This window comes from Atribacterota bacterium, from assembly GCA_028717805.1.
Classification (GTDB): Bacteria; Atribacterota; Phoenicimicrobiia; order Phoenicimicrobiales; family Stramentimicrobiaceae; genus Stramentimicrobium.
In genome coordinates this window covers 38,852-60,180 of the sequence record JAQUNC010000008.1, presented here as the reverse complement: position 1 = coordinate 60,180, position 21,329 = coordinate 38,852, and the positions used below count along the sequence as shown (strand labels likewise).

General features: G+C 35.1%; 20 protein-coding genes. 5 read left to right on the top strand and 15 right to left on the bottom strand.

Annotated features, from left to right (window positions below):
- Positions 1–163 precede the first annotated feature (163 nt).
- The gene (locus tag PHD84_03280) at positions 164–1,240 is read right to left on the bottom strand and encodes a DUF1565 domain-containing protein (protein MDD5636826.1); all 1,077 of its coding nucleotides are present in this window, start codon (positions 1,238–1,240) and stop codon (positions 164–166) included.
- Positions 1,241–1,789: 549 nt separating this feature from the next.
- Between PHD84_03280 and PHD84_03275 the strand changes: the two genes are divergently transcribed.
- Positions 1,790–2,605: a hypothetical protein gene (locus tag PHD84_03275; protein MDD5636825.1), complete on the top strand. Its 816-nt coding sequence runs from the start codon at positions 1,790–1,792 to the stop codon at positions 2,603–2,605.
- A gap of 266 nt (positions 2,606–2,871) precedes the next feature.
- Here the strand turns inward: PHD84_03275 and PHD84_03270 are convergent, their stop codons facing one another.
- The 11 genes from PHD84_03270 to PHD84_03220 form a co-directional block, all read right to left on the bottom strand.
- Positions 2,872–3,504, bottom strand: a complete 633-nt coding sequence (locus PHD84_03270; protein ID MDD5636824.1) for a V-type ATP synthase subunit D — start codon at positions 3,502–3,504, stop codon at positions 2,872–2,874.
- Positions 3,505–3,510: 6 nt separating this feature from the next.
- Positions 3,511–4,884: a V-type ATP synthase subunit B gene (locus PHD84_03265; GenBank protein ID MDD5636823.1), complete on the bottom strand. Its 1,374-nt coding sequence runs from the start codon at positions 4,882–4,884 to the stop codon at positions 3,511–3,513.
- Positions 4,874–6,661, bottom strand: a complete 1,788-nt coding sequence (locus tag PHD84_03260; GenBank protein MDD5636822.1) for a V-type ATP synthase subunit A — start codon at positions 6,659–6,661, stop codon at positions 4,874–4,876. The genes PHD84_03265 and PHD84_03260 overlap by 11 nt, the downstream gene beginning before the upstream one ends.
- Position 6,662: 1 nt before the next feature.
- The gene (locus tag PHD84_03255) at positions 6,663–7,295 is read right to left on the bottom strand and encodes a V-type ATP synthase subunit E (protein MDD5636821.1); all 633 of its coding nucleotides are present in this window, start codon (positions 7,293–7,295) and stop codon (positions 6,663–6,665) included.
- Positions 7,296–7,309: 14 nt separating this feature from the next.
- Positions 7,310–7,618: a V-type ATP synthase subunit F gene (locus PHD84_03250; protein MDD5636820.1), complete on the bottom strand. Its 309-nt coding sequence runs from the start codon at positions 7,616–7,618 to the stop codon at positions 7,310–7,312.
- 14 nt (positions 7,619–7,632) lie between these two features.
- On the bottom strand, positions 7,633–8,052 hold the full coding sequence (locus PHD84_03245) for an ATP synthase subunit C (protein ID MDD5636819.1): 420 nt from the start codon (positions 8,050–8,052) through the stop codon (positions 7,633–7,635).
- Between the two features lie 5 nt (positions 8,053–8,057).
- Positions 8,058–10,121: a V-type ATPase 116kDa subunit family protein gene (locus tag PHD84_03240; GenBank protein ID MDD5636818.1), complete on the bottom strand. Its 2,064-nt coding sequence runs from the start codon at positions 10,119–10,121 to the stop codon at positions 8,058–8,060.
- 18 nt (positions 10,122–10,139) lie between these two features.
- Complete coding sequence (locus PHD84_03235; GenBank protein ID MDD5636817.1) at positions 10,140–11,186, bottom strand: V-type ATPase subunit; 1,047 nt, start codon at positions 11,184–11,186, stop codon at positions 10,140–10,142.
- Positions 11,179–11,514, bottom strand: a complete 336-nt coding sequence (locus PHD84_03230; GenBank protein ID MDD5636816.1) for a hypothetical protein — start codon at positions 11,512–11,514, stop codon at positions 11,179–11,181. Before PHD84_03230 ends, PHD84_03235 begins: the two co-directional genes overlap by 8 nt.
- A gap of 154 nt (positions 11,515–11,668) precedes the next feature.
- A complete protein-coding gene (locus tag PHD84_03225; protein ID MDD5636815.1) occupies positions 11,669–12,397 on the bottom strand; it encodes a ZIP family metal transporter in 729 nt (242 codons plus the stop codon).
- Positions 12,385–13,140, bottom strand: coding sequence for a DUF1722 domain-containing protein (locus PHD84_03220; protein ID MDD5636814.1), 756 nt, complete (start codon positions 13,138–13,140; stop codon positions 12,385–12,387). The genes PHD84_03225 and PHD84_03220 overlap by 13 nt, the downstream gene beginning before the upstream one ends.
- 429 nt (positions 13,141–13,569) lie before the next feature.
- Between PHD84_03220 and PHD84_03215 the strand changes: the two genes are divergently transcribed.
- The 4 genes from PHD84_03215 (at position 13,570) to PHD84_03200 (ending at position 17,336) form a co-directional block, all read left to right on the top strand.
- Entirely contained in the window at positions 13,570–14,304 is a 735-nt protein-coding gene (locus PHD84_03215; GenBank protein MDD5636813.1) for a radical SAM protein, read from the top strand.
- A gap of 116 nt (positions 14,305–14,420) precedes the next feature.
- Positions 14,421–15,719 carry a nodulation protein NfeD gene (locus tag PHD84_03210; protein MDD5636812.1) on the top strand — a complete coding sequence of 433 codons (1,299 nt, stop codon included), beginning with the start codon at positions 14,421–14,423 and terminating at the stop codon, positions 15,717–15,719.
- A 37-nt stretch (positions 15,720–15,756) separates the two neighbouring features.
- Complete coding sequence (floA, locus tag PHD84_03205; protein ID MDD5636811.1) at positions 15,757–16,761, top strand: flotillin-like protein FloA; 1,005 nt, start codon at positions 15,757–15,759, stop codon at positions 16,759–16,761.
- A 53-nt stretch (positions 16,762–16,814) separates the two neighbouring features.
- Positions 16,815–17,336, top strand: a complete 522-nt coding sequence (locus PHD84_03200) for a hypothetical protein (GenBank protein ID MDD5636810.1) — start codon at positions 16,815–16,817, stop codon at positions 17,334–17,336.
- Positions 17,337–17,339: 3 nt separating this feature from the next.
- Here the strand turns inward: PHD84_03200 and PHD84_03195 are convergent, their stop codons facing one another.
- Genes PHD84_03195 through gguA form a run of 3 tightly spaced genes read right to left on the bottom strand, consistent with a single transcriptional unit; the run spans position 17,340 to position 21,316 of the window.
- Entirely contained in the window at positions 17,340–18,521 is a 1,182-nt protein-coding gene (locus PHD84_03195; protein MDD5636809.1) for an ROK family transcriptional regulator, read from the bottom strand.
- 53 nt (positions 18,522–18,574) lie between these two features.
- Entirely contained in the window at positions 18,575–19,783 is a 1,209-nt protein-coding gene (locus PHD84_03190; protein ID MDD5636808.1) for a sugar ABC transporter permease, read from the bottom strand.
- Positions 19,784–19,795: 12 nt separating this feature from the next.
- Complete coding sequence (gguA, locus tag PHD84_03185; protein ID MDD5636807.1) at positions 19,796–21,316, bottom strand: sugar ABC transporter ATP-binding protein; 1,521 nt, start codon at positions 21,314–21,316, stop codon at positions 19,796–19,798.
- Positions 21,317–21,329: the final 13 nt, after the last annotated feature.

Below are 21,329 nucleotides of genomic sequence, written 5' to 3'. Positions count from 1 at the left end.
TCTTTTTCGCATAACTCACGTACCACTTCGATTGTGGGATTGGTATGACCATAGGCCGGGATGTTAAAAAACACTATCTTACTCATAATGCTTATATTACCTCTTATTCTGACCAGTATTTATATTGTAGAACAAAGAATATTCTTCTATATCCTATATCACTTTAGTCAAAAAAGACGTGGGCACCCTCGGTGTAATCTGACGGAGAACCGTGTTCATTTCCACGAAATGTATTACCGGCAATCGTGTACATTTCACTTTCTGCCGGATTAAGCGGCTCGCCAGCCGGGATATTCTGTACATCTGTTCCTGTTCCCCATCCATCCGGACGGGCTGCATTAGGCAGAAGTTCACTGTGTTTACCGACACAAATACCACCGCCGAAACCTGCCACATTGCTATAAATATCATTATCAATGATGTAGGCAAAACTGTAATACAAATCAATTCCGCCACCGGTGAGACCTGCCGAATTATTGATGATGGTATTCCCGATAATGTTTGGTTCACCGTAATACACATAAATCCCGCCGCCGTGGTCTGTAACCCAGTTATCCTTGATAGTATTGTCTTCAATTGTGGGATTACTGTGATCAATATAAATTCCGCCGCCGTAAAATGAAGCTCCGTTCTGGATGGTAAATCCTTTCAGGGTTGAAGTATCGCCACCGGTAAACACCACAACAGAATTCACCTCTCCCCCGTCAATGATGGTTTTAGTCAAATCAATTATCATACCAGGGCCGTCTGGAATTTCGTTACTTCGTACAGTGATGTCCCGGTCATCGAAAACGATGTTTTCATAATAGGTTCCCGGGGAAACCACAATGGTCTCTTCGTCTAAGGCGGCATCTATTGCCTCCTGGATGGTATCGTAACCAACAACGGTATCTATATTGTATATTTTTTTGGCTAATACAAAACTTGCCTGAATAGTGTGGTTCTGAATGACCTCTTTAAAAGTATAGGTGAAAATAGGGGTCAATGGTATCGGTTCTATGGATATACCATCTACCAGTAAAACGTCAAGCAGATACCCCTCATCTGGGATGATAGTGAACGTCTTATCTTTTCCCTCAACGATCTGGACTTCCCCCTCAGGGTTAATCTGTCCGTTTTCCCCGGCAGTGGCAGTGATGGTATAGGTGATGGTTGGAGGGGGAGCTGTACAGCCTCCTATAAGAAAAACAATTGCTAAGAACAAGATAAAGACAATAGCAGGGATTCGTTTGGTAAACATTTTTAAACCTCCTTATTCTATTAAGATTATAAGACCATTAGTCTTTAAAAATTGGGATGTCTTTAAAATGCCTCATTAAGAAGCATAAGAGAGTAATCTTTTTAAGGTATCAACTACAGCAAATGGATTGCCACATTCTTGAGAGGTAAATCTTCATTTGGTTTTAGGAATAAGAATGAAATGAATTTTACGAGATCAGTTTTTATCATTATACAACGGCTAAATTGGGTTTACAATCATTAAATTTCTTACAAGCGATCAGATGCTCCTTAGGCCATATTTTATTATTCTGGCATAAAGATAATTTTTTGACTATCCCGATGGTTAAGATTATTCTATTATCAAGTTAACTGAGGTGTTATTTTCTCTTCATAATAATTTGGTTGCTTTACTAATTAAATTTTAGAGAAAAATTGGGATAGACTCAGGTTTGCTGTCTTATTGTTATTTACAACATTTTTAGATATACTTTACAATTAATAATCTGAGTAATTACTTAATATCCTAAAAAATTTAATCCAAGAGTATAACAATAAAAAGGAGATCTAATTGTACTGGTATCTTTATAAGAATGAAAATAATAAATTCCCCTATACCATTTACCTGGAAGAAAAGCTTGGCCAATATCTAACTCTAAGAGTACAGGCTAAATGGCCTGGTCCTGGAATGAAAATATTCTGTATTTCAGAAGGAATTTTGTCCAAAAAGAATCTTCCTAATGAAGAACCTGAAGAAAAATGTCCCATCATTTTAGCAAAAAGATGGGGTAAAAAACTCAATATCATCCTGGATAGAAAAACCAGAAGAAGATGCTGGTTCATTTTTTTACAAAAGGAGTATAAGTCTACACCGGGGCAATATTATGAACAAATCTTCTGGATAACCCAATCCTCTATGAAAATGAAGGGTCCTGGAGCCTACATTCCCCAGGGTGGCAAACAAGAAAGAATGGAAATTATTATTGATAAACGAGAGCGTTATCCTTATAAGTTTGCTCATAGTAATATCAAAAAAGAAAATCTACAGGTTGGGGACTATGCCTTAAGCAAGGGCAATTGTATTATTGCTGTTGCCGAAAGAAAGACTCTTGATAATTTTCTGCATGAGGTAAGAAATTTTGAGGTTTTAAAAATAAGCCTCCAAGAATTACAGAGATATCCCTATAAAGCATTAATATTTGATTCTCCATATTCAGAATTCATTAATCCCAAAACTAATCTATTTTACAATGCTTCTTATACTGCTGATATACTGGCTGAACTATATGTAACTTTTCCGGATATACAATTTATCTTTTTTAAAAATAGAAAATTAGCTAACGAATGGCTCTACCGCTGGTTTAAAAGGATATGGGTACATTCTTGATTTTACCTGACGATACCAGATTCAGAAATAACCAAATATCATACTCTGGAATGAGAAAAAAATTCTTGCAACATGTAAAGATAAAAAATAATAACTTTCTTTCAAAATTGAAAAATAAATTATTTCATTTGGAATACTACTAGTAAGATATAGGATAGTAAGTAAAGAACTATAGGCTTTAATGTATGGTGTTCAGTCGTTGGTTTTTATTTTCAGCTAACACTTTAATAAAATCCCTGAGGAATAACCATCAATTAAGCAGCTAATTATAAAGAAAGATATTTATGTTGTTTTTTCCTCTTTAATATTTTCAGGCGAAAGAAATCTTCTCTCTCCTTTTCTTCCAACTCCTCGGAAATTGATTTCACCAGAACTTCATATCTAGGTATTTGAATATTTTTTAGAGCATTGGTTCTTTTCTGAGTTCTTTTTATTTCCATAGCTAATTTGTATATTGAATCCTCAATTTCTGCCAGATCATAGATTAGATATTTAACCTGCTGAAATTTCTGTAAAGCTACATCTAAAGCTGTATTTGTGTGATAAAAACTATAACAAGGTTCAACTCTATGTCGTTCATACTTAATCTGAGGTATTTCCACACCCATAACGCTATAAGCAAGAATGTTAAATTCAGTAGCCTGTGGAATTGATCTGGCTATTTCGTTTACTTCATTTATTCCCAGGGTTATATTTGCTACAGTAAGGGCTTCATACGCTTCTTTAAATATTTCTCTTATCTTTTGTTGAGCTTCTGTTGCCCTGTCTACAAAATCCATCATCTTTCTAATAAGGACATTTCTCTTTTTATCCAGCAATTCAAAGCCCCTTTTAGAAAAATCCAGTGCAGTCTGAGCGGCAATCAGATTAGATTTGGTAGCAGCAATATTTCCCTGCATAAATATTCACTTCCTGAGATATTTCTTAAGCAAAGAAGGATCTATCCTATTAAGCTCCTGTTCTGGTAAAATACTGATAAGTTCCCACATGAGATTTAAGGTTTGATTTAGATCACGATATTCTTCAAAATCCTGCCGAACATATTTTTCTTCAAGTTGGCGACCAAATTCCATATAGCTGCGATCAATATAAGAAAGTTCATCTTCTCCTATAATCTGAGCTAAAGCTTTTATCTCCTGGACCCGGGAGTAAGATGAAAAAACTTGATTAGCAATATCAGCATGGTCTTCACGGGTAAACCCTTTACCAATTCCATCCTTCATTAAACGGGAAAGGGAAGGAAGGATATTTATTGGTGGGTATATCCCTATCTGGTGTAAAGAACGACTTAAAACTATCTGACCTTCAGTAATATAGCCGGTGAGATCTGGTACCGGATGGGTAATATCATCATTAGGCATGGTAAGAATTGGTATCTGAGTAATACTACCCTTTGAACCTTTTAACATTCCTGCTCTCTCATAGAGACTGGCTAAATCAGAATAAAGGTATCCTGGATATCCTTTACGGGAAGGTACTTCTTCTTTCGCTGAAGAAATCTCTCTCAATGCCTCACAATAACTGGTCATATCTGTCATTACTACCAACACATGTTTTTCACATTCAAAGGCAAGATATTCGGCAACAGTAAGAGCACATCTGGGAGTAATAATTCTCTCCATAACAGGATCATCAGCTAAATTCAGAAACATAGCTATTCTATCCATAACTCCAGATTCTTCAAAAACCTTATTGAAAAAGTCAGCTTCATCGTGCTTAATGCCAATAGCAGCAAAAACAATGGCAAAATTACTAGCTTCTTCCTCTAAAATGCGAGCTTGTTTAACAATTTGGGCAGCCAACTGATTATGAGGAAGACCATCTCCAGAAAAGATAGGTAGTTTTTGTCCTCTAATCAGAGTTACAAGACCATCAATATTAGATATCCCGGTTTGGATATAGTTTCTAGGATAAAGTCTGGCTATAGGATTCATCGGCCTACCATTGATGTTATAACTCTTTTTTGAATAGATTTCTCCAGCACCATCTATAGGGGCTGCCATTCCACTAAAAATCCTACCTAAAACCTCATATGAAACAGGAATCTCCATAGGTTTTCCTGAAAAACTTACTGCCACATTATTCAAAGAAATACCTGAAGAACCTTGGAAAACTTGAATAACTACCTTATCCTTATCAATTTGAACAACCTGCCCCATTCGGCATTCCTTACCAGGTATCTCTATTTCGACAATTTCTCCATAAACTGCATCTGAGACCCCATTCATTATAATCAGGGGCCCTTCTGCTTTATCCAGTTTAAGATATTTAACCTTCATCAACGGAACCTTCTTTATACATATTCTCCAAGCTATCATAATATTTATTAATTTTATCTATTAATTCCCTGAATGGCTTTATTTTTTCTCCACTAATTTTATATTTCATCATGATTACATCGGAAAATAAACTTTCATCTTTTACTTTGGAAAGAGGTATCCCCTTTTTAATACAGGAATAGGACCTATCATAAAGGTTATCAATTACTTTTAGCATGTTATACTGGTTAGATAGAATAGTATATAAATCCTGGGGATGGAAGGCATTTTGCTGAAGATATCCTATTTTTATTATTCTCGCAATTTCCAGTATAATCCTCTGTTCATCTGGTAAAACATCCTCTCCTATTAATTTCACAATGTCCATTAGTTTATTTTCTTCCAGAAGAATTGCCATCATTTTAGACCTAATATCCATTATTTCTGAAGATACGTTATCTTTAAACCAATCTTTTAAAACAGGAATATAATTACTGTAGGATAAAAGCCAGTTAATGGATGGGAAATGCCTGGCATGGGCTAATTCACGATCTAAGGCTAAAAAGGTGCCTACAATTCTCTTGGTAGATTTGGTAACTGGTTCAGAAAAATCTCCTCCGGCTGGGGAAACAGCACCTATTATAGTTATAGAACCTTCTGTGCCATTGAGATTTTTACAATATCCTGCTCTCTCATAAAAAGCCGTCAGTCTAGAAGCAAGATAAGCCGGATATCCTTCTTCAGCAGGGATTTCCTCTAATCTACCTGAAATCTCCCTTAAAGCTTCTGCCCATCTAGATGTAGAATCAGCCATTACAGCTACATTATATCCCATATCTCTAAAGTACTCAGCAATAGTAATGCCTGTATATATAGAGGCCTCACGAGCTGCTACCGGCATATTGGAAGTATTAGCAATAAGTATGGTGCGATCCATTAATGGATTATTGGTTTTCGGATCCCTAAGTTTAGGAAAATCTTCCAGAACTTCAGTCATCTCATTACCGCGTTCGCCACAACCAATATAGACAATCAGATCAGCATCACTCCACTTAGCTAACTGGTGTTGGGTGATAGTTTTCCCGGTACCAAATCCTCCCGGAATAGCAGCAGTGCCACCTTTAGCTAAAGGGAAAAAAGTATCAATAATCCTCTGTCCAGTTATCAATAATTTCTCCAGAGGTATTCTATTCATAACTGGTCTTGGTTGTCTTATCGGCCATTCCTGAGACATTTTAATCTCATGATTTTGCCCATCTTTATCTAATAAGATAATCAAGGTATCTTCAATAGTGTAATAACCATCTGGCACTACACTTATTACCTTTCCTTTAATATCAGGGGGAATCATTACTTTATGAACAATTATTGTGGTCTCTCTTATTTCAGCAAAAATAGTACCCGGTTTTAAAATATCCCCCTCTTTTGTTACAATTCTAGTATCCCATGGTTTTTCTTTATCCAGTGAGATAAGACCAATCCCTTCAGGAATAAATGGATTTCCTGAATTATAAATTTTAGATAGGGGTCTTTCTATGCCATCAAAGATATGACTCACAATCCCTGGTCCCAACTTTACGGACAAAGGTTTGCCTGTACCGTTGATTTTCCCGCCTATTTTGAGGCCGGTTGTCTCTTCATAAACTTGGATAGTACCGATCTCATTTTCTAGAGAAATAACCTCACCAATCAACTTTTTTTCTCCTACTGTTACCATTTCCCGTACCTTAAAACCTTCCAAATGCTCAGCTTTTACCACTGGTCCGTTAATATAAATAATCCTTCCCATCCCTTGCATCTTATTTCTCCTTATCCCTATCCAGCCATGAGAATAATACTTCTACAATCAGTTTATGACTCTCCTCCAGAATGGTATTAATGGTATAATCTATTTCTAATCGACCATCTCCACTCTCTACAAAAACTCCACCTATTTGTCGATCATCAGTATCAATCTGATAGGTATCCTGGCTTCTGGTGGAATTGATAGTTTTTAAAATCAATTCCTGTCTCTTCTTAATATCATTATTGCTAAATTTAAAACAGACAAATTGGTCTTTAGAAAATCTGGATAATACCTTCTTTATTACCTCTGCTAAAAAAATCGTATATTCGTCTGTTTGCACAAAAGTTTTAACTCTCTTTTTTACTTCCCTAAAAATTCTTTCCATTAATTCTTTTTTCTTTTTTAATACTGCCAAACGCATATTTGACCTGGTTTTTAAAACTATACCTTGCTTTCTACTTTGAGCTTCTTTAGAAATCTTCTCTATTGTGAGTATTTTTTCCTCCTCATAATCATCAATGATATTTTTCGCCCTGTTTTTATGATTTTCTATTATATTTTCTTGTTTTTTCTGGAAGTCGGATTCTATTCTCTCAATGATAACTTTTGTAAACAGGGAAATCTTGTCTTCAATAGTATTTGACATGGGATTTTCTCACCTCAAATCTTGAGTCCTATGGATTCTCTTATATATCTGGTTAAGAAGTCAGGTAAACGCCTACTTCCATGCCGGTCAGGAATCTCTACAATGATAGGAAGATTTCTGGATAGTTTCATCTCGTTAATTTCCGATTGTACCTTCTCTAGCAATAATTCTGTAATAAGTAAAATTCCTAAATCCTTTTTCCCCTTAATCTTTTCTAATTCTCTTAATATCTCTTCCCTTTCATGAACTACTATTCCTTCAACACCTGCTAGTCTCATTCCTGCCAGGGTATGGGTATTATCACTAATTAAAAAGATTTTCATGTTAACCTTCTGTATTATAATCTTCCTAATATCATAATAGAGACAATTAAGCCATAAATAGCAATACCTTCAGCTAAACCCACAAATATTAAGGTTTTTCCCAAAATATTGGGATCTTCTGAAACAGCTCCAAGGGCAGAAGAGCCTACTGCACCCACTGCATAACCTGCTCCAATAGTAGCTAATCCGGTTGAAAGTGCGGCTGCTAAAAACCCCATCCCTGACGAGGGATCTGGTGAAGATTGAGCACTAGCCATATTCGGAATTAAGAAAAAGAGAAAACTCGCTACCAGAATAACATAAGTTACCACAGACATTTTAACTAATTTTCTAATTCTAAGCAGATTATTATTATCCTTCTTTAATAAGAGGTAAAATCCAGCTGCTATAGTTAAACCTGATATAGTCATTGCGATAAATAGTATTATATACATACAATTTAAACCTCCGTTTTCGAATTGACAAAATTATAGGATTTGTTTCCATCAATTGGTAAAACTATTGTTTTAAAAATTACTCTTTTTTTCTCTTTTTGGAGAGATGGTCTCTTAATTTTTAACGGAACATATTCAATTCCATCTCCCCTATAATACTTAGTAAACAACTCATAATACTCTAACCTCAAAGCTTGAATAAATACGATCAGGGCTTCCAGTGTTAGAATAACAATATTTCCTACTACCAGAACTACCCAATTGCTCCAGGCACTACTCATCATATTAGCCAGGGTAAGAAAGGCTATATAAAGTCCAACATGATTCAGGGCAAAAGCGCCAACTCTGAGAAAGGAAATGGTATTAGAGAGCATAGACAGTAACATTTCTATTATGCCAAAACCTTCTTCAATATAATCATTGGCCGATAATTTTTTGTAAATTTTATTTAAATGGAATAATTTTGAGGCAATTGATTTTTTAAATAACATAATACAGAGAAGAACAGGTAGAATTATTATTAAAACCGGTAACAAGTCGTTATGGATGATAAAAGCCTGGTATACGGTATATAATAATAGAAGATAAAGGATGAATCCCGCTAGACCATTTTGTCCAAGTAATCCCTCTTCCAAATTCTTTTCCTTTATAGTATTTATAATATTGAATATATAACTGAGTGAAATAAGTATTATGCCAAAAAATACTGCTATAATCAGCATATTTTCAATATTAGCCATCGGTCTGATAACCAGGGCAGGTAATATTTCCTCCGACCCAAAAACACTGCCATATAGGAAACCAAAAATGATTGAGCTTAAACCTAACCTGTTTAAAACTCCACCAAAATCTATTTTTTGGTAAATATACTCTAAAATAAGACCGCTTATAAGTAGAACAAGTCCCTGACCAACATCGCCAAACATGGCTCCAAAGATAATCATATAAGACAAACCAAAAAAGATAGTAGGGTCCTTTTCTTGATAAGATGGGATGCCATACATTTTTACTAAACTCTCAAAAGGCTTAAATAGCTTTACATTGTTTAACTTAGTAGGAGGAATTGTACCCGAATAAGGTTTTTTTACGTCATCTACTAAAATGATTAATTTATTACCCAATTTTTTTTCTAAATTTTCTTTTAACTTATTTACACTACTGATCGGTACATAACCAAACATAAAAAACAATTTCTTACCTATGGCAACTTCTGACTTAACCTCTTCAATTCTTTTCTCCATTTCCAACCTGGAATACATCTTTTTTAATTCATCTCTATATTGCTCTTTATACTCTTCTATTGATCTTTTCAGTGATTCAATCAATTTTAGGTCTTGCTCAATACTATTATTCAGCTGTTCTAAAACCTCTGCTATAGTGCCTTTCATTTCTCGAGGTATAGGCAGAATTGTATAATTTAGTGAGCTAAAAATCTTCTCTAAGGTTTCCTCCAGAGTTTCCGGAGTAATAGATACCAATATAACATATTTACCTTCTATTGCTACTTTCAATATGACTGCTGGAATATTCTCATAATTCCTCTTAAGCTTATCATAATTTTCTCTGGTAATCCTTATCAACCTGAATACCAGGTATTTCATATTAGCAAAGCGGCTGATATCTAAATTGATTTTAGATAGATATTTTAGGTTGTTTATAAATTCCCTTTTACTATCAATCTCTTTAAATTTAGCCTCAATCTCAAGCATAGTGAAATGTAACACATCATATATTCCTAAAAATTGCTTCATAAAATTGTCATAGTCATATTCTTCACTTAAAAATTCATTCTTTAAATGTGACTTTATATCAAAAAGATCATAGAATAACTTTACAATTCTTTCTTCTTCGGTAAAGTCTCTCCTGTTTGTATAGGATTTTAGAAAAGGTTCTTCTTCTAAGGCTTCAATATTTCTCTCGGTAGGTGGAAGAAAAAAATCAGCTGAATTTACCCTGGTCAAGGCATTAATCGTATGCATGCTGCCTTGCAAAATAATTAAGCGTAAAGCCCTGTTTAAAAGATTCTTCGATCCAATAATCCCCATTATTTTCATTTCTTCTACACTCATAAATGAGTCTCCCTCAGTTTAAGCTACTTTTACCAAAAATTTTTTAGCTTCTTCACTGGATAATTTATACCTTATACTCTCGACAATAGAAATAATGTCTTTTATTTCCAGCTCTGATTTCCAGATATAAGCAATTGTTTGAATAATGCTAAGAGGAAATTTCCGACTTAATAACTTGAGCTTGTAAAAAATAAACCTATTTATACGTCTTTCCATATAGATATCTGTTGACATCTCTTCTTTTTTAAATAAAAAACCATAGACTGAATTTAATGTCATCTGGTAAAATTCTTCTAAGCTCTTTGCATAACACATTCTTTGACGGTCTTTGTAAGTCAATTTATCACCAAAATTTATGGTATAATTCAATAATTCTTCCGGAGATAACTGATAAAACTTTTTCCCCCTATATATCCACTGAATGTTATACAAATCAGATAACAAACCTTCCCATTTTTTTATTAAATATCTATCTGCAGAGAAAATCTTTAATCTTCGGCTTTGAATGATATTAAAATAACCAGTATCTAAAGCCATCTCAAAACGAAAAAGATTCTCCCTTCTGCCATCAATCAGTGGTATTAAAAATTCGAAAAACTCTGATCCCTTCAGTGAATATATTAAATCCCTAATTGTCTTCGCTTTATAAAATTGTTCAGGTTCCATCTGACTGTACTTGCCTAAAAAAGAGAGTGGTTTTTCGATTTCTCCGGGTTCCTTACCATTAAAAATAATTCTAGCAAGTACTTTTAAATCTTCTATCTCATATTTTATACAAAGAGAACGAACCAGTTTTTTATAATCACCACGAAAGTAATAGATTAGTTTGTCAATATTGGTAACCATATTTAGCGTTAGAATATCTTCAATATCCCGCCTGCTGACTATATCTGTCTTTATTTCAGCCAGAAGCTTTCTATAAGGAGTATTTTCTTTTAAATAACTCGCTGTCTCAGCAACAGAAAACATTTTAAGCAGATTTAAATAATCCTGCCTTTTTAAAAACTCTCTTTCTAAAATTCTTATCTTGGTATTTATTGCTGAATAGACTATGATCTTATCCATAATTTTCCCTGTTAATCTCAAAAATTCGCTTAATTATCTCATCAATAATACCTTTTAAGTTTTTTTCAAATTTTTTCTGCATATCTTCCAACAAAATTTTATTTTCCAATCTTAATTGATTTACTTCTTGTTCTGTTTCCTGTTCCATCTTTTGAACAATATACCGGGTTTTTTCCTCAATCTGCTTCTTATAATTTTTTATAATTTTTAGCTCTTCTTCTTTGTATTGATTAGTCAAATCTAGTAGTTGTTCTTTTCTCTTTTCACTTATTTCTATCGCTTTAGAATCTAAATTAATGAGGTTTTCTATGATATCTATCTCTTCCAATATAACACCTTCTTTCAGCTAAACAAATATTGCTCAAATTTGATTATACATCTAAATGTCAATAAGTGAAAAAGAATTGCATAGCGGATGACAATAGAATTTTTAAAAGAAGTTAATCTTTTACGGGCAATATTAATTATTTTTTGGCAATGACTTAGACCGTTTCGGTCATAACAATAAATAGAGCTAGAATAATACCTGCCACAAAAGCAAGTGGGGAATGGTGTTTTTCATGACCTCTTGCTTCCGGCAATAGATGGGAAGCAGAAAGATAGATTAACACCCCTACCACAAAACCGAGAGACAAACCTAAAATAGAAGAGCTTAATTTAGAAACAACAGGATAGGCTAACAGAGCTCCCAGTGGAGTGGTCAAAGCTGACATTAAAAAAGCAAACAAAAATGCTCTTTTCCCGCTGAAACCTCCTTCCATTAAAACAGAAAAAGTAATGACACCCTCAGCAAATTCATGCACTACCAAACCTATTCCGGCTAAAAAACCAGTAAGTATGCTGGTACTAAATGTTACCGCATATATTACACCATCGACAAAGGAATGTATGGCTATACCTTCCACTGCCGTAATACCAAAAGCCAGAGATTTCTGTTTAGTCCTCTGTTGAATAATCCTATTACTAAAAAACATAAATAAAAAACCAACCAGGGCAGCAAGACCAGCAGAATAATTCTTTTCCACCGCTTCCGGAAAGACCAGAACTAAGGGAACTGTAATTAAGACACCTGCAGCAAAGCACATAAAATAAGTATTTGCTCTTTCTGCTAATTTTTTATTCTTATAAATTGTTATTATACCTAGGCCATTAACAATTACTGCTAATAAAGCAAAAAGAACGATCCAGGTAAATGTACTTAATGCGAGCATATTCCCTTTCTCCTTTCTCTTTTTACCATTATAAAAATATCAGCAAAAATAGTGGAGTGAAGAAGATAATTTTTTTGATATTTTATAGACATATCATAAAGTAACTTCATTTTCTCTGAAAAATTATTTAAATCAAACAGGTGTCTCTTTTCTTCTGGACTGGCTTCATTTTTGAAATACCCCCATAAATGTAGAATAACATTTCCTAATGCCTTTTCGGAAACGGGTATTTTCATAAAATTCTGAATCTTTACTATTAAATTATTATCCTGAATAATAGGTAAATTAGGTCTATTGTTCATAAAACTTTGCATTTCTTTATAATACTGATAACCACGGGACATAACAGAATATTTATGCTGAGCCCAAAATTCAGTACCATAAAGAGGTAGTGGGATACGGCCTCTTTGTCCCTTTGCCTGGTATTTCTGATGCAAAATTTCAAATTGTGCTGAGGGTAAATCAATATAGGAAACAGGATTGCATTGTTCTTCCTTGTCAATATATTCTGCAAAACCTAAAGGGCTGAGATGCTTAAAATCCCTGATAGTCATTTCTCTAACCAGTAAGTTATGTCGGAGAACCAGAAGATTTAAATGATCATTCCATCTTTTTGTTTCAGGATGACTGGAATAACCTCTTTTATGCTCAGTAATGATACTGTATAATGCATGAATTTCTGAGTGCTCCCCCAGTAAGCTTTGTCCAGAAAGATAACCAGGGTGAATATCCCAGACCCTCATAATCATCACCAATTTTAAAATAATTTAGTTATATTATTATAATAAAAATTTAATCATCAATAAACAATATATTTTTCTCTATCATTCTATCATAACCAGAATTATCTGTAATATTATATTGTTTTATTGTCTACCCTAGCTTTTTCTATTATTCTTATTGGCAGAACATGATAAAATAATAATAGCTTTTACAGTACAAGTAATCAGTTAATGGTAATTTTATTATTAGCTCTTGACTGGTCAAGTGGTACTTATGGCCGCCTGCATGATGTAGTGGTGGGACCGAATAATGCTCTATATGTATTAACCAACAATCACGATGGAAGAGGTAAGCCTCAGGAAGGTGACGACAAAATTCTACGCCTAACCCTAAAATAAGATAAAATTATTAAATTATTTAGTAAGAGGAATGTTTTAAAAAATTAGACCATGATTATCATCAAGGAAATAAAATCAAAGACTATTCTATCTAAATCAAAAGTCTATCCCTATGCTATCAATCCTTACTTGGGTTGCCAACATGGCTGTATCTATTGTTATGCTCGTTTTATGAAAAAATATTCCGGTCATTCTGAACCCTGGGGAAACTTTGTGGACGTAAAGACGAATGCGCCGGAATTACTGAGTAAGGAAATTGCTAGAAAAAAACTGAGAGAGGTCTGGATAAGTGGAGTATGCGATCCCTATCAACCCTTAGAAGAAAAATATAAAATTACCCGTCAGTGTCTCGTTATACTGGCAGATGAATGTTGGCCAGTTGTAATTCAAACCAAATCTCCTCTGGTTTTGAGGGATATTGATATTTTTAAAAAGGAGAGGAACTTTCAGGTAGGCTTCAGCATTGCCACTGCAGATGATACAATCAGAAAACTATTTGAACCGAATGCTCCTGAAATAAAAGAGAGGATTGCTACCCTTGCTGAATTGCATAGAGCAGGAATAAAAACCTATGCCATGATTGCTCCCATCCTCCCGGGAGTTGAAGATCTTGGAGCAATCCTGGCGGGCAAAGTTGATTATGTAATTATTGATAAAATGAATTATAATTATGCTGATTGGATTTACCGGAAATACGGTCTGGAAGGCAAAAAGACTAAGGAATTTTTTGAAAAAGCGGAAAAGACACTTTCCCAAACATTTAAAAAAGCTGGTATTTCCTGTTAATTGCCTTGCTCTAATTTAAGGTAAATGTTAGTATAAAATTATCTTAATACTATTTTTAAAAAAGAACCCAATAATTTTTTAGTTATGATTAACCGCTAAAATGGAGGGTTGTCTTGGTGAAAAGATATTTTATTATGGTGGTAACTATGATACTTTTAGTTACCTCATTATTTCTACAGGTACAATCTAAATCAGTTTATGTAATACCGATCCAGGGGCAAATTGAACCAGGCTGGCTACTTTTTTTGGAACGTTCTATAAAGGAAGCACAAGAATCCGGTGCGCAGGCAATTATTCTGGAAATGAACACCCCAGGGGGTTTTATTGACACCGCCCGAGAAGCCAAAAAAATCCTCGATAAACTTACTATACCGGTTTATGGCTATATCAATACTGATGCCCTTTCCGCCGGAGCTTACCTGGCTCTGGCAACCAATAGGTTTTTTATGACACCTGGTTCTACCATAGGAGCGGCTGAGCCGATTCTTTTAGGTGGTGGACAGATAGATGAGAAGATGCTTTCTTTCTGGGAAGCAGAAATGAGAAGTACTGCAGAAAAACAAGGGAAGGATCCCCTTATAGCAGCGGCAATGGTGCGCAGGCAGTTAGCTATCGAAGGTCTGGTAGAAGAAGGAGAGTTATTAACTCTTACCACCCTGGAAGCTGAAAAGCTATCTTTCAGCGATGGTACAGTTAATTCTATAACAGAGATATTGGATAGGGTTGATCTATCGGGTAGTGCACTCATTTACAGTTCGGATACTTTTTGGGAAAAATTAAGCGGATGGTTAATAAATCCAATTGTAGCAACTATCCTATTAATGATGGGCTTTTTCTTTCTGGTAGTAGAAATAATGACTGCTGGTTTTGGCATCGGGGGATTCTTAAGTTTGCTTGCCTTTGGCCTTTATTTTGGAGGACATTTTTTAACTGGAGTCAGCGGATGGCCAGCTATCCTTCTCTTTGTTTTCGGCATTATATTTCTATTGGTAGAGGCATTTCTACCGGGTTTTGGTATCTTTGGTATAAGTGGATTGGTAGCCGTAATTATTGCCATAGTACTGGCAGCAGCTTCAACTACTTCCGGGATATACATGCTCTTGATTTCTCTATTTATTGCCGGTATTGCCAGTTTTTTAGCCTATAAATATTTTCAGAGGAAGGGGGCTCTGAAAAGTTTCATATTATCAGAATCAGCTACCCGGGAAGCAGGTTATAGTTCATCGGCAGATTATAGCTATCTGCTGGGAAAAGAAGGCAAAACTGTTACTCCTTTACGCCCTTCAGGAACGGTGGAAATAGAAGGTAAGAGATATGATACAGTCAGTGAAAGTGGCTATTTAGACTCCAGTGAAACGGTTGAAATCATTAAAGTAGAAGGATACAGGATTGTGGTTCGTAAAATAAATAGATAAGTAAAGATAAATCAAATGGAAGAAAGGAGAATTAACTATGGTAAATGTGGGAAATATTTTACCATTTTTGGTTATGGTTTTTCTTATCATCATTGCTTTTTCGATAATATTCAGTTTTATTCCTTTAAGGTTATGGATTGCTGCTTTAGCAGCTGGAGTCAGGGTAGGACTTATGAATCTCATCGGGATGAGACTACGCAGGGTTATTCCCTCAAAGGTGGTAGAACCTTTAATTAAAGCAACTAAAGCCGGTCTGGATTTGAATGTTAACAAGCTGGAAGGTCATTATCTGGCTGGAGGCAATGTGGATAATGTAGTTAATGCTCTCATTGCTGCTCAGAGAGCAAATATTGAACTGGGATTTGAAAGAGCTGCCGCTATTGATCTGGCTGGTCGGGATGTCTTAAAGGCTGTTCAAATGAGTGTTAATCCCAAGGTAATTGAAACTCCTATTGTTGCCGCTGTTGCCAGTGACGGTATTGAAGTAAAAGCCAAGGCCAGAGTAACGGTAAGAGCTAATATTGAACGTTTAGTAGGAGGAGCCGGAGAGGAGACCATTATTGCCCGTGTCGGAGAGGGAATCGTTACTACAATCGGATCAGCTGAAACCCATAAAAAAGTTTTAGAAAATCCTGATGACATATCTCGTACTATTCTAAAAAAAGGATTGGATTCCGGAACTGCTTTTGAAATTTTGTCTATTGATATTGCCGATGTAGATGTAGGGAAAAATATTGGTGCACGACTACAAACCGATCAAGCTGAAGCTGATAAACGCATTGCTCAGGCTAAAGCAGAAGAGAGAAGAGCTATGGCGGTAGCCAGAGAACAGGAAATGAAAGCTGCCGTACAAGAAATGAGGGCAAAGGTAGTAGAAGCTGAGGCAGAGGTACCAAAAGCCCTAGCCCAGGCACTGCGAGAAGGTAAGCTTGGTGTAATGGATTATTATAATATGCAAAATATTCAGTCAGATACCCAGATGAGAGGTACCATATCCAAGATGAGTTCTGATACTGAAAAGAAGAATGATGCCAGCAAATAAAGGTCATAAATAATACTATGAAATAATCCTTATAGAAATAGAGGTGGAATGAGATGGAATTTTTAATCTTTGCTTTTATCCTGATATCAATAGTTTCTTCCTTAACCAGACAAGCAAAAAAGAATAGAAAAAAAGACACCTTCTTTGATCCCTGGTCCTTTGAAGAAGATTTGCCAGAAAATCAACTGAAGAAAGCTCAAGAAAGAATGGAAGCGGAAATAGGGAGAAGAGATATTTTGATAGAAGATGGGAAAGCGGAAATTGAAGAAGCGGAAGAACTAGAGCCTCCAGCAGAAGATGTTCCTCAACAGGAAGAGATAAAAGAATTTATTTTCTCTTCAGATCAAGAAGTAGAAGAACAAACGGAATCTTTCTTTTTATCGAAGGAAGCTCAAGAAAAAGAAGAGGATTTAAAGATAGATACAGCTTCTATTAATCTGGAGAAAGAGCTGAACAGTTTCTTAATGGGGCGTAAGCTACCATTAGCAATTGTAGTTGAAGAAATTTTAGGTCCCCCAAGAGCTCTTAAACCTGCCAGAATTGGGTTGCCTTACGTAAAGGTAGAGAGGGGGTAGAGGCTAAATAAATCTTATTCGCTCATTGATAATCAATTCAGCCATACCATAAACTGCCGCCAAACTACCCAGCTTACTGAATTTTATGGTGGTCTTTTTATAATTAATAGTAAGGGCATTTTCTTTTAGTTTGTTAATTATTTCATCATAGATAAAATCTTTTATCTCTACAATCCCTCCACCGATAACCAGTAACTCCGGGCTGAGTCCATTAATAATATTGACCAAGCCTATTCCTATGTTTTTCCCGGTTTCAGCAAAGATGGCCCTTATTTTTAAATCGCCATTCTTACCATATTGATATATCTCTCTCTTGGTCTTGGTCAGCTGGCTATTACTGCCTGGTAATTTTAAATAACTATTAACAATATAAGTTTCTGAGGCAAATGTTTCCCAGCATCCCCGGTTTCCACAGTGACAGAGTGGACCATTGGTATCAATAGTGATGTGTCCAAACTCTCCAGCATTTCCACTAGCCCCCCGATAGAGCTTACCATTTAAAAATATACCACAACCAATTCCTTCATTAATCGAAACAAAAACCATATTGTTAATATCAGGATAGAAGGATGCTCTCTCTCCTATAGCTGCAGCTTTTGCTTCATTATTTAAGATGATGGGAAGGCTGTATCTGTCCTTAAAAATTCGAACAATGGGAACAGCTTTCCACCCCAGATTGGGTGCAAATTCAAGCATACCCTTTCCTTTATCAATCAAACCGGGCACTGCTACCCCTATACCCAGGAGATTATCAAGGCTAATAAGATGCTTTCCAATCATCCTGTCTATTTCAGAAAACAGTTTGGTTAAGGTTTCCAGGTAATTATCCTTTGATTCTATAGGAATAGTGCTTTTAGAAATCATCTTCATATCCAGGTTAAACAAAACTGTCTTGATTTGATTAACTTCAATCTCTACGCTCAAGATATAAGCCTTATTAGAATTAATGATTAACTGTACCGGTTTTCTACCACCGGAAGAGATTCCTTTATTTGTTTCAATTACATAACCCTTTTCTATGAGAGTTCTGACATGATTGGAAACTGTACCCGGACTATAGCCGGTAATTTTAGCAAGTTCCACTCTGGAGATGGGCCCTTTTGTCTGGATGGTTTTGAATATGCTGCTAAGATTCCATTTCTTTATTGTTATTGAATTTCCCAGGTTGGTTTTGCTTTTGTTCATGATTTGAAACTATTCCTTTTCTTGAATATAATTTTTATAATATTTTTTTTATTTTACGTCTTATTTTTTCTTGATGTTACATCCATATAAACAGCCAGAATCAATATCAATCCCTTAACAATATACTGCCAGAAGACACTCATATTCATGACACTCATTCCATTTTCAAGACTGGTCATAATAAGAGTGCCAATTACAGCACCAAATACTGTTCCAATACCTCCCATTAAACTGGTACCGCCCATAACACAGCCACCGATTGCTGAAAGCTCGTAGTTAGTACCACCACTGGTGGTCCCTGCGGCAACATAACCGGTCAAAATAATTCCACTAACACCGCATAGAATGCCCATCATAACATATGTTTTTAGAACAACTTTTTTCACATTTATACCAGACAGCCTTGTTGCTTCTCTGTTACCACCCACAGCATAAATGTATCTTCCAAACCTTGTATTGTTCATTATATAAGTAACTATTATGGCAATAGCTGCCATAATCAATACTGGAATCTGAATTCCTCTATAACTGTTCATCATAAAAGTAAACACTAAAATAAATACTGAAAATACCGCTGCAAAAAATAGATCCAGACCAAGTGATCTGATTTTAATCCCATATTGTTTCTTTTTCGCTCTATTCTGTAATGTAGATATAAAAATAATTATAATAGCAATAATCGCAATGACTATACCTGTATACGTAGATAGATATCCTTGAGCCATAACACGAAGGGAATCTTCAATGGGAATGATTGTTTTACCTTGAGTGACTCCCAAAATACCACCCTTAAGAACGAATTGTCCTCCAAGCGTAACAATAAAAGCTGGTACTCCTCCATAAGCTATAATGTAACCCTGACCAAGTCCAATCAATAAACCAATCAAAAGACAGATAAGCACTGTAACAACTGTACTGATAATTCCTAATGATTCCATAGAAAGAGAAGGAAACAATCCTGGAAGAAGATTGGGTAAAATAATTGCTTGTAAATAGGCAGCTATTACACTTATAAACCCAGTCATGGCTCCTACTGAAAGGTCAATATTACCTGTTATAATGACTGGGGTCATCCCTATGGCTAGAAATGAGATAATGGTCATTTGTCTTAGAAGATTTGAAAAATTTCTTGTTGAAAGAAATACACCACCAGTTAAAGATCCAAAAAGCAACCAAATAATAACAAGAGCAAAAAACAATGTATATGCCCTAAAATCAATCCTGAATCCCTTAAACTTTTGAATATAATTTAAATCTTTCATTAGTCATACCTGTTATTTTTTTATATTTGTGGCTAACGCCATAATTTTTTCCTGAGTAGCTTCTTTGCGTTCTAATGTTCCAGCACACTGGCCTTCATGCATAATCATAATTCTGTCACTGATCCCCAGTACCTCCTCCAACTCTGAAGATATCATAATTATGCCTACGCCCTTTTCAGCAAGCTTGTTTATGAGATTATATATCTCATACTTTGTACCTACATCAATTCCTCTAGTCGGATCATCTAAAATAAGGATTTTCGGATTTGACATTAACCATTTGGCAATAACAACTTTCTGTTGATTGCCTCCACTTAAAGATTCCGTAATAGTAAAAAGAGAGGGTGCTTTGATGGTAAGGTAATCAGAATACTTTTTGCATTCCTGCAATTCCTTATATTTATCAATATTTAATCTGGTGGTAAATTGCCTAAGGTTTGGTAAAGAAATGTTTTTAAACATTTCCTGTATCAACACCAATCCCTTTTCTTTTCTATCTTCCGGAACCAGGCTTATTCCATATTTAATAGCATCTTCTGCCGAATTAATTTGCACAGGCTTTCCTTCCAGAAAAATATCACCAGTAACTTGATTTCCATACTCACCAAATAAAGCTGTTACAAGTTCAGTTCTTCCTGAACCCATTAATCCTGCTATTCCCAGTATTTCTCCTTTTTTCAAATCGAATGAAACATTCTTAATTATGGATTTATTTTTCAATGACACTGATAAATTCTTTATTTCTAGAAGCTTTCCCCCGGGTTTAGATTTTTTGTCAGGAAATCTTTTTTTCATCTCTCTCCCAACCATCATGGCAATGACTTTCTCTTCAGTAGTATCTTTAGTTTTCACTGTATCGACAACCTGGCCATCTCTAAGTACTGTTATGCTATCCGCAATCCGGAAAAATTCATCTAACCTATGTGAAATATAAATACAGGTGACTCCGCTCTTTTTTAAATTCTTAAGGATCTCCATTAAAGAATTAGATTCGGCATCAGTAAGGGCAGAGGTAGGCTCATCAAGAATTAGTAATTTAACTTGACGTGATAAGGCCTTGGCAATTTCAACCATCTGTTGTTGTCCAACGCTCAATGAGGATATTTTTTTAAACAGAGGAACGTTTAATTTGTATTTAGTAAGAATCTCTTTTGTATCTGAATAAAGCTTCTCCCAATTTAAAATTCCTTTTTCTTCTGGCTCTCTTCCTAAAAAAATATTTTCGCCAGCTGTTAAGTATGGTACCAGAACAAGTTCTTGATAGACAGTGGCAATTCCCTCATTTATTGCTTCTTCAATAGAAGATGAGGTAAGTTTTAATTCTTTTTCATCAAAATAAATATTTCCCTCATAAGTATTATAAGGATATACTCCTGCTAAAATCTTAACTAAAGTTGATTTACCAGCACCGTTTTCTCCGCAGATACCATGAATATCTCCTTTCTTTACATTAAAGGAAACATCAGATAATGCTCGTACACCTGGAAAATCTTTTGTTATATTTTTAATTTTTAAAATAAATTGATCTTTCAAATTTAATACCCCC